We start from the raw sequence: 298 nt of genomic DNA, 5'->3' as shown, positions 1-298 counted from the left end.
CCGATCAGGCGGCAGAACCTCGCGGTCGGCATGCCCGCCTCGACACGGATCACCTCGAGGTCCTCGAAGGGCCCGGCCGGCCCTCCGCGGACTTCTTCCACACCCGCAGCTCGACCGCGGCCTCACCCAGCGCCTGGGTCAAGTCGGCGACCTGAGCTTCGAGTTGCTGTTCCCGGCTGCTGGGGCCGGACTTCCCGGACGCAAGTCCGGCCCGGCCGGACTCCAGGAACTGCCGCTTCCAGTTCCCGATCGACTGCTCGGACACCTTCACCCGCCGCGCGGCCTCGGCAACGGTCAT

Annotated in this window: 1 protein-coding gene; it reads right to left on the bottom strand. The window is 70.5% G+C overall.

Annotation, left to right across the window (positions count from 1 at the left end; genetic code table 11):
* Positions 1-49: 49 nt before the first annotated feature.
* A partial coding sequence (locus PUR61_RS08025) for a helix-turn-helix domain-containing protein (protein WP_329877181.1) occupies positions 50-298 on the bottom strand: 249 nt, incomplete at its 5' end.

The sequence above is a fragment of the Streptomyces sp. BE20 genome (genome assembly GCF_036322525.1).
Classification (GTDB): Bacteria; Actinomycetota; Actinomycetes; order Streptomycetales; family Streptomycetaceae; genus Kitasatospora.
The sequence above is the reverse complement of the archived record's forward strand: the minus strand, read 5'-3'. Positions and strand labels throughout refer to the sequence as shown.